The sequence below is a fragment of the Oscillibacter sp. UBA6647 genome, from assembly GCA_002455655.1.
Classification (GTDB): Bacteria; Bacillota; Clostridia; order Oscillospirales; family Oscillospiraceae; genus Oscillibacter.
The window spans coordinates 1-8,776 of sequence record DKLF01000168.1; the positions used below are offsets into that span (position 1 = coordinate 1).

Sequence of the window (8,776 nt, forward strand, 5' to 3'; positions counted from 1 at the left end):
TGCGGACGCGCGGGCGGAGGCCTCGGCGGCGGCGGCGGAGCGCGCCCAGATTTCAGAGCGCCGGACCGCATCGGAGACGGAGCTGACAAGCGTCCGGGAACGGCTGAACCAGACGGGCGGCGAAGCGAAGACCAACCGCCGCGCGCTGGAAGACGCCCGGGACGAGGCCGGGGCGGTTACCAACATCATCGCCGGGCACTCCATGAAAATGGAGGAGCGGCAGCGCAAGGCCGATGAAGCGGCGCAGCGCGCGAACAAGCTGACCATGGACGCCGGGGCGCTGGACAGCCGTATCCGGCTGCTGACCGAGATGGAAAAGGAGTACGAGGGCTTTTCCAAGGCTGTCCGTCTGGTGTGTCAGGCGCAAAGCAGTCTGCGGGGGATTCGCGGACCGGTGGCGGGATTGATGAGCGTGGAGCGGAAATTCTCAGTAGCCATCGAAATTGCTTTGGGCGCGGGTCTTCAGAACATTGTGGTGGACCGGGAAGAGGACGCAAAGGCGGCCATCGGCTTTTTAAAGCAGAGGGACGCGGGTCGGGCCACCTTCCTGCCTCTGTCCGCCATCCGGGGCGACGAGCTGCGGGAAAACGGTCTGGAGCGGGAATATGGTTACGTGGGCCTTGCTTCCGGGCTGGTGGAATGCGACCCGCAGTATGCGGGTATTTTCCGAAATCTCTTGGGCCGCACGGTGGTGGCGGAGGATTTAGACTGCGGCATCGCCATGGCCCGGAAGTATGGAAACCGTTTTCGGATCGTTACGCTGGACGGACAGGTGATGAACCGTGGCGGCTCCATGACCGGCGGCAGCGTCAGCCGCAGCGCGGGCGTTTTAAGCCGGGCGGCGGAGCTGAAGGAGCTTCACGGCAAGGCGGAGACGATGAACCGCCGTCTGGCTGAAGCGAAGACCGAGGCGGAGGAGCTGAACCGGGAGCTGGAAAAGGCCCGGTACGAGCTGGAGACGGCGCAGGGCCAGCAGCGGGCGGCGGAGGACGAGGTCCTTCGTCTGGAGGGGCGGCAAAGCCACTTTGACATCCTGCTGCAAAGCTTGCGCGCAAGCCTTGAAACTCTGGAGGGCGAGTGCGAGGCTCTTTCCGGCCGTCTGGCGGAGTGCGACAGCCGGGGGGCAAAGGCGGCGGCGGATATTGCCGCCGCAGAGGCGGAGGCCGCGGGCCTACGGGCCAAGGCGGACGAGCAGCTTTCCGGGCAGACGGAGCTTTTGGCCCGTGCGGGAGAGCTGAGCGAATCGGTCAGCGCACGGAAGTCCCACCTTGCCGCCCTGCGGGCGGAGCGAGAGGGCGCGGCCCTCCGTGGGGAGGACTTGCAGGCGTTGAAAAACGACCTGTCCGGCGACCGCTCGATACGGGAGGAGACGCTGGATGCGGGCCGGGCGGCCATTGCCCGGGCGGAGGAGGAAATCGCCGCAAGACAGGCCCGTGCGCAGGCCCTGCACGGGCAGGGACAGGCCCTGCGGGATCGTCTTGGGACGTTGGACCGGGAAAAAATCGAGCTGGAAGCGGAACGCACGGCCAAGAGCCGCGCCGGGCAGGAGATGAACGAGCACCTGCTGGATTTGGAGCGCACCGCCAGCCGTCTGGAACAGAAAATGGCCACCGGCTCGTTGGAGGAAAAGCAGATTTTGGACCGTCTGTGGGAACACTATGAGCTGAGCCATTCCGACGCGCAGGCCCAGCGGGTGGAGCTGGAGAGCCGGGCCAAAGCCAATCGCCGCATCGGAGAGCTGAAGCGGGAAATTTCCGCGCTGGGCACGCCCAACATCGGGGCCATCGAGGAATTTGACCGGGTGAACACCCGCTATACCTACCTCAGCGAACAGCGGGACGATGTGGAGAATGCCGGAGGTGAAATCCGGGGCGTGATTGAAGAATTGACCCGCGAAATGACCGGGATTTTCTCCCAGCAGTTTAAGCTTTTGAGCGAGAGCTTCCAGTCTACCTTTGTGGATTTGTTCGGCGGCGGACAGGCCACGCTGGAGCTGGAGGACGAGAACGATATTTTAAACTGCGGTATCGAAATCAAGGCCCAGCCGCCGGGGAAAACGCTGAAAACCATTTCCCTTCTCTCCGGCGGAGAGAAGGCGTTTGTGGCCATCGCGCTGTATTTCTCCATTCTGAAGGTCCATCCCACGCCGTTTTGCGTCATGGACGAAATCGAGGCCGCGCTGGACGACGCCAACGTTACGCGGTACGCCCGGTATATGCGTACCCTTGCGGGGAAGACGCAGTTTATCGTCATCACCCACCGCCGGGGAACCATGGAGGAGGCCGATGTACTTTACGGCGTGACCATGCAGGAGCAGGGCGTGAGCAAAATCCTGACCATCAATCTCAACGACATGGCCAAGGAATTGAACATCAAATGAGGAGGGACAGACGATGTCCGCTAAAAAGAAATATCTGCTGGTAATTGTAGTTGCCGTGCTGGGATGCACCGTGCTTCTGGTGGGAGGATCGCTGGATAACGATCCGTTGAAGTCTGCCGGTGTGGTGCTGGTGTTGTCCACTCTGGTGCTGGAAATCATTTTTTTCCGCTGCCCCAATTGCAGGCGGTGGCTGGGGCGGAAATTCCGGCCCGGAAAGCACTGCCCCCACTGCGGCGAAATCATCGAATAAATTTTAAAGGACGGGTACTATGGGCTTTTTCAGCAAACTGAAAAAAATCTGGCAGGAGGACATTATCGGCTATGCCATTTCCCCCGATGACGAGGCGTTTTTCGACGATTTGGAGGAACGTCTCATTCTTGCGGATTTGGGCGTGGACACCGCCGCCGAGGCGGTGGAGCGGCTCCGGTCCAAAATGAAGCGGGAAGGCGTTTCCGGCGAAACGGCGGAGCGCGCCGCCCTGCGGGAGATTCTGGCGGAGATGCTGAACGTGGGCGACACCGCCCTCAATCTGGAAGAGAAGCCCGCCGTGGTGCTGTTCATCGGTGTGAACGGCGTGGGGAAGACCACCTCCATCGGCAAGCTAGGCCACCATATGAAGACCGAGGGCAAGCGGGTCCTCTTCTGCGCGGCGGATACCTTCCGCGCCGCCGCCGCCGATCAGCTTCAAATCTGGGCGGAGCGGGCAGAGTGCGAACTGGTGCGCGCCAAGGAGGGGGCTGACCCCGGGGCGGTGCTGTTTGACGCGCTCGCCGCCGCCAAGGCCCGAAATGTGGACGCGGTGCTATGCGACACCGCCGGCCGGCTCCACAACAAAGATAATCTCATGAAGGAGCTGGCAAAGCTCTCGAAGATTATCGACCGGGAGTGCCCCGGCGCCAGTCGGGAAACACTGTTGGTGCTGGACGCCACCACCGGGCAGAACGGACTGATTCAGGCGAGGGGATTCCGGGATACGGCGGGGCTTACCGGCATCGTCCTCACCAAGCTGGACGGAACGGCCAAGGGCGGCATCGTCATCGCCATAGCAAGGGAGCTGGGCGTGCCCGTGAAATTCGTGGGGCTGGGTGAGGGAATTGACGACCTGCGCCCCTTTGACGCAAAGGAATACGTGGAGGCCATTGTTTAAAGGAGGAATCTCCGTGATTACGATTTTCAACCGCCGGGAGCTGATTACCCTTGCGTCTACGGAAAAATTTTTCAATGTGAGGGAGGCGCTGTCCGCCGCCGGAATTTCCAACCAAATTAAAATCAGAGGCAGCGGGGCGGGCTGGTCCAGCCGGGGACGGGGAATTCCAGGAATGCGGCAGGATGCCATGTATACCTACACGGTTTACGTTCATCGGGATGACTATGATAAAGCGGCGGCGGCTATGCAGACGGCGCTGCGGAACGGATAAAGGAGAACAGCTATGACCAGAATCGACGGACGGGCCTTTGATATGCTGCGGCCTGTGACCATTACCACGGATTTTGTGGAGTTTCCGGAGGGAAGCTGCCTGATTACCTGTGGGAATACAAAGGTGCTCTGCTGTGCCAGCGTGGAGGAGCGCGCGCCGTTCCATGTGCCGGAGGGGACCGGCTGGGTGACGGCGGAGTACAGTATGCTGCCCCGGGCCAACCGGGATCGGTCCAAACGGGACATCTCCAAGCTGAAGCTTTCCCCCCGCAGCGCGGAAATCCAGCGGTTGGTGGGCCGGTCCCTTCGGGCCGCGGTGGATATGACCAAGCTGGGCGAGCGGACCATCACCGTGGACTGCGACGTGCTTCAGGGCGACGGCGGCACACGTACGGCCAGCGTCACGGGCGGCTACGTGGCCCTGACACTGGCGGTGCGCAGGCTGATGAAAGAGGGCGTGCTCAGGCAGAACCCCCTGAAAACCTCTGTGGCGGCGGTGTCCGCCGGAATCGTGGGGGACCGGCTGCTGCTGGACCTGTGCTACGAGGAAGACTCTGCCGCGCAGGTGGATTTGAACTGCGTGATGACCGGGGACGGGGCGTTGGTGGAAGTGCAGGGCACCGGCGAGGGCCGGGCCTTTACCATAGAAGAACAGCGGAAGCTGGTGGACCTGTGCGCCAAGGGAATTCTGGAGCTTGGGGCCATGCAGCGGGCCGCGCTGGGAGGATGAAGATGGAACAGGCGAAGTTTGTGCTGGCGACCCAGAACCCCGGCAAGCTCCGGGAAATGGCCGCCTTTCTGGAAATCCTGGGGGTGGACGTGGTCAGCCCCGCCGAGCTGGGGCTGCATGTGGACGTGGAGGAAACAGGGGAAACCTTCGCGGAAAACGCCATGCTCAAGGCGAAGGCTGTGTGCGCGGCGGCGGGCCTGCCCGCCATCGCGGACGATTCGGGGCTGTGCGTGGATGCACTGAACGGCGGTCCGGGGGTTTACTCCGCCCGGTACGGCGGACCGGAGCTGGACGACCGGGGGCGGTATCTGCTGCTTTTGAACTCCATGCGGGGCGTGCCCACCCGCTCGGCCCACTTTGAAACCGCCGTGGTTTGCGCGTTTCCCAATGGGGATACTTTGACGGCGGCGGGTCGGTGCGACGGGGCGATCGCCTTTGCCCCCATCGGAGACGGCGGCTTTGGGTATGACCCGGTGTTTTTGGTGCCCGAAAAGGCCAAGACCTTTGGTCAGATGACGGATGCGGAAAAGGCTGAGATTTCCCACCGGGGCAAGGCGCTGCGGGCGTTTGCGGAGGAGCTGAGGACGTACCTCGGGAAGTGAGAACCCAGAGGGCCGCGGGGGACTGAAAAGCGCTGAAAAATGGGTAGACGCCTGACATTTTCAAAAAAGATTTGCGGAAATTTCTGAAACTTATTGACAAATTCCCGCGTCTGACATAGAAATATAAAAATCAAGCTATAAGGGGAGATTATCTTAAATTTATGGAACTGACAAGCAAACAGCGTGCGCAATTGCGCGGCATGGCAAATACCATCGATACGATTTTGCACATTGGCAAGGAAGGCGTGACCGAGGCGGTTATCCAGCAGGCAAATGAAGCGCTGGAAGCGCGGGAGCTGGTAAAGGGCCGGGTTTTGGAAAATTCCCTGCTCACCGCGCGGGAGGCCTGCGACCAGTTGACGTTACCCACCCGCAGCGAGCCGGTGCAGGTGATCGGGAGCAAATTCGTGCTCTACCGGGAAACCCACTCCAAACCTAAGGACAAGCGGATTGCTCTGGTAAAGGACAAGCCCCGCAGGGAGCGCAAGGCTTGATTTTGAGGACGCAAGGGGGGAGAGCGTATGCGGATCGGCATTTACGGCGGGACCTTTAACCCGCCTCATTTGGGCCATATCACGGCGGCGCGGGCGGTGTTTGAGCTGCTGAAGCTGGATAAGCTTCTTCTGATACCCGACAGTCTCCCGCCCCACAAGCCCTTGCCTCCCGGCAGCCCCACGGCGGAGCAGCGCTTGGAGCTGACGCGCCTTGCAGGAGAGCAGACGGGGCTTGGCGACAGAGTGGAGACGCTGGATCTTGAGCTGCGCCGGGGCGGAACCAGCTACACTGCGGACACGCTGGAGGCCATCCGGGCGCTGTATCCGGACGACGAGCTGTGGCTTTTGATGGGGACGGATATGTTTTTGACGCTTCACCTCTGGCACGAGCCGGAGCGCATTCTGGCCTTGGCGGGAATCGCGGCCTTCGGCCGGTCGGAAGCCGACACGGAGGAGCTGTTCGCGCCCCAGCGGGAGTATCTCTATCATAAGTATCCCTCCGCCCGCATTTTCACCCTCACGGTCCCCGGCGTGGTGGACATCTCATCCACGGACCTGCGGGACAAGCTGGCGCAGGGCGACGGAAGCCGGTATCTTGCTCCGGCGGTATACGGCCTGATTCTGCGGGACAAGCTGTATGGGACAAACGAAAATTTGCAGGCGCTGAGCCTTGATCAGCTCCGGCCCGCGGCGCTGAGCTATCTGAACCACAGCCGCATTCCCCATGTGCTGGGCACGGAGCAGGCGGCCATTCGTCTGGCCCTGCGGTATGGCGCGGACGTTCACAAGGCCCGGGTGGCGGCCCTGCTGCACGACTGCACAAAAAAACTGGGGATGGAGCGGCAGTCGGCTCTTTGCAGGCAGTACGGCATCCCCATGGACGAGCTGGAGCGCAAAGCGCTGAAGCTGCTTCACGCCAAGACCGGCGCGGCGATTGCCCGGGACGTGTTCGGCGTGGACGATGAGATTTACACCGCTATTTTCTGGCATACTACCGGCCACGCGGAGATGACGCTTCTTGAAAAGATCATGTATCTGGCGGATTACATCGAGCCCACCCGCAGCTTTCCCGGCGTGGACGCGCTGCGCGCGGCCTGCGACGAGGATTTGGACAAGGGATTGCTGCTGGGCCTTACCATGACAGTTCAAGAAATGCGCGAGATGGGAAATCCCGTCCATACCGCCACGCTGGAGGCAGTGGAGTATCTGAAAGGAAACTGAAAGGCAAACGATGAACGAGAAAAAGAAAGGCCCGGGTGGGCGGAGGGAAGAGCAGACCAGCCCCGGAAAAACGGAGCGAAAAGCGAAAAAACACCGCCTGACAGGGACGCAGAGATCCCTGGTCGCGCTGGCGTGTGTGCTGGCGGCGGTGCTGTCGGTGACGCTGGCCTATCGGGCGGTGTTTGTCAAGCCCGAGCTGCACCAGAAGGAGGACTCGTCCTCCTCTCAGGAGGAAGATGACGACTATGGCGAGGGGATGCGTCCCCGCAGTGACGGGACCCGCAAAAGCAAGGATTATTACACGGTTCTGGTGATGGGCCGGGACACCGGCGGCGGCGGCAACACGGACACCATGATGCTGGCCAGCTACGATGTGACGAACCAGAAGCTGACCGTGATGAACATTCCACGGGACACCATGGTAAACGTGTCCTGGGACATTAAGCGCATCAACTCCGTATACAATTATTACGGAGGAGGCGACAAGGGCGTCAAAAAGGTCTATCAGGAAATTTCCCAGCTCGTGGGCTTTGAACCGGACTATCAGGTGATTATCGAGTGGGATGCGGTGGGCAAGCTTGTGGACGCCATCGGCGGGGTCCAGTTCGACGTGCCCCGGAACATGAACTATGAAGACCCCTATCAGGATTTGTCTATTCATATCCAAAAGGGCGATCAACTGCTGAACGGCGAGCAGGCCATGGGCGTCATCCGCTACCGCCACGATAACAATATGAAATACGGCTATGCCGACGGGGATCTGGGCCGTATCAAAACCCAGCAGGCGTTTTTGAAGGCGGTGATCGAGCAGCTTTTACAGGTGAAAAACGTGGGGAAGATCAACCAGTTCTCCAAAATTTTTCAGGAGAACGTGGAAACCGACCTCAGCGTGCAGAATCTGTTCTGGTTTGGAAAGTCCGCCATCATGGGCGGACTGAGCATGGAGAATGTGGAGTTTGTCACCATGCCAAATACCATGAAATCCTGTTATAGCCCCTCGGTTAGCAGACAGGTGGGAAAGAACAACTGGCAGTCTTATGTGGTGCCAAACGCCAAGGAGCTTCTGGATTTGGTGAACAACAGCCTCAGTCCCTTTACGGAGGTATTTACCCTCAAGGATCTGGACATTATGAGCGTGAATTCCGACGGCTCCGTCAGTTCTTCTACCGGCCATGTGGAGGACGCCAGAGCCGCAAAGACCCCGGTGCTTCTCTATGGCCAAAAGACCGATACGAAAGAACCCGAGCAGTCGGTGACGGATGGGGACGGAAATCCCGTCGATCCGGAGACGGGCCTGCCCGTTACGCCGGAGGACGGAACCGGCACGACGACCCCGGGAACCACCACGCCCGGCACTACCGATCCGGGCACTACAACGCCGGGCACTACAACGCCCGGCACCACCGACCCGGGCACGACTACCCCCGGCACCACCACTCCCGGTACGACGGACCCGGGCACGACGACGCCCGGGACCACCGATCCGGGCGGTTCAAGCTCGTCCGGGTCCGGCACCCAGACCGACCCGTCTGGCGAAGGGGTGTTTGTCCCGCCGGAGGTCACCGAAGTGCCGTCTGGGCTGGCCGAATGACACGGGGCAAGAGCGCTTGGCGGCCCCACAAACAAAAACGCCGCGTTTTCAGGCGGCCCCAATTTGAAAGGAAGAGATGCATGACACCAAAGGAAATTGCAATCAGTGCCGTTTCGGCGCTGGATGAGAAAAAGGGCGGAGAGATTTCCGCCATTGAGATTGCCGATCTGACCACGCTGGCAGATTATTTCGTCATCGCCACCGGTACCTCCAACACCCAGATCAACGCCCTGTGCGACGCGGTTGAGAAGCGGCTGAAGGCGCAGGGGGAGACACCCCTGCGCCGGGAAGGCTATCGGGACGGAACATGGGTGCTGCTGGATTATGGCTGCGTGACCGT

Annotated in this window: 10 protein-coding genes; all 10 read left to right on the forward strand. The window is 60.9% G+C overall.

The window, feature by feature from the left end; all coding sequences use genetic code 11:
- Positions 1-2,380 (forward strand): chromosome segregation protein SMC (smc, locus tag B2W96_RS11690; RefSeq protein ID WP_293010611.1); only part of this gene is annotated, 2,380 nt, incomplete at its 5' end.
- A gap of 13 nt (positions 2,381-2,393) precedes the next feature.
- On the forward strand, positions 2,394-2,630 hold the full coding sequence (locus tag B2W96_RS11695; RefSeq protein ID WP_293010612.1) for a hypothetical protein: 237 nt from the start codon (positions 2,394-2,396) through the stop codon (positions 2,628-2,630).
- A 19-nt stretch (positions 2,631-2,649) separates the two neighbouring features.
- Positions 2,650-3,528, forward strand: a complete 879-nt coding sequence (gene ftsY, locus B2W96_RS11700; protein WP_293010613.1) for a signal recognition particle-docking protein FtsY — start codon at positions 2,650-2,652, stop codon at positions 3,526-3,528.
- Positions 3,529-3,541: 13 nt separating this feature from the next.
- Positions 3,542-3,799: a hypothetical protein gene (locus tag B2W96_RS11705; protein ID WP_293010614.1), complete on the forward strand. Its 258-nt coding sequence runs from the start codon at positions 3,542-3,544 to the stop codon at positions 3,797-3,799.
- Positions 3,800-3,811: 12 nt separating this feature from the next.
- Positions 3,812-4,528, forward strand: coding sequence for a ribonuclease PH (gene rph, locus B2W96_RS11710; protein ID WP_293010615.1), 717 nt, complete (start codon positions 3,812-3,814; stop codon positions 4,526-4,528).
- 2 nt (positions 4,529-4,530) lie between these two features.
- The gene (rdgB, locus tag B2W96_RS11715; protein WP_293010616.1) at positions 4,531-5,130 is read left to right on the forward strand and encodes an RdgB/HAM1 family non-canonical purine NTP pyrophosphatase; all 600 of its coding nucleotides are present in this window, start codon (positions 4,531-4,533) and stop codon (positions 5,128-5,130) included.
- A gap of 161 nt (positions 5,131-5,291) precedes the next feature.
- Positions 5,292-5,624 carry a YhbY family RNA-binding protein gene (locus B2W96_RS11720; RefSeq protein ID WP_293010617.1) on the forward strand — a complete coding sequence of 111 codons (333 nt, stop codon included), beginning with the start codon at positions 5,292-5,294 and terminating at the stop codon, positions 5,622-5,624.
- A 27-nt stretch (positions 5,625-5,651) separates the two neighbouring features.
- Entirely contained in the window at positions 5,652-6,845 is a 1,194-nt protein-coding gene (yqeK, locus tag B2W96_RS11725) for a bis(5'-nucleosyl)-tetraphosphatase (symmetrical) YqeK (RefSeq protein WP_293010618.1), read from the forward strand.
- Positions 6,846-6,855: 10 nt separating this feature from the next.
- Entirely contained in the window at positions 6,856-8,436 is a 1,581-nt protein-coding gene (locus tag B2W96_RS11730; RefSeq protein WP_293010619.1) for an LCP family protein, read from the forward strand.
- Between the two features lie 80 nt (positions 8,437-8,516).
- Positions 8,517-8,776 (forward strand): ribosome silencing factor (gene rsfS / locus B2W96_RS11735; protein WP_293010620.1); only part of this gene is annotated, 260 nt, incomplete at its 3' end.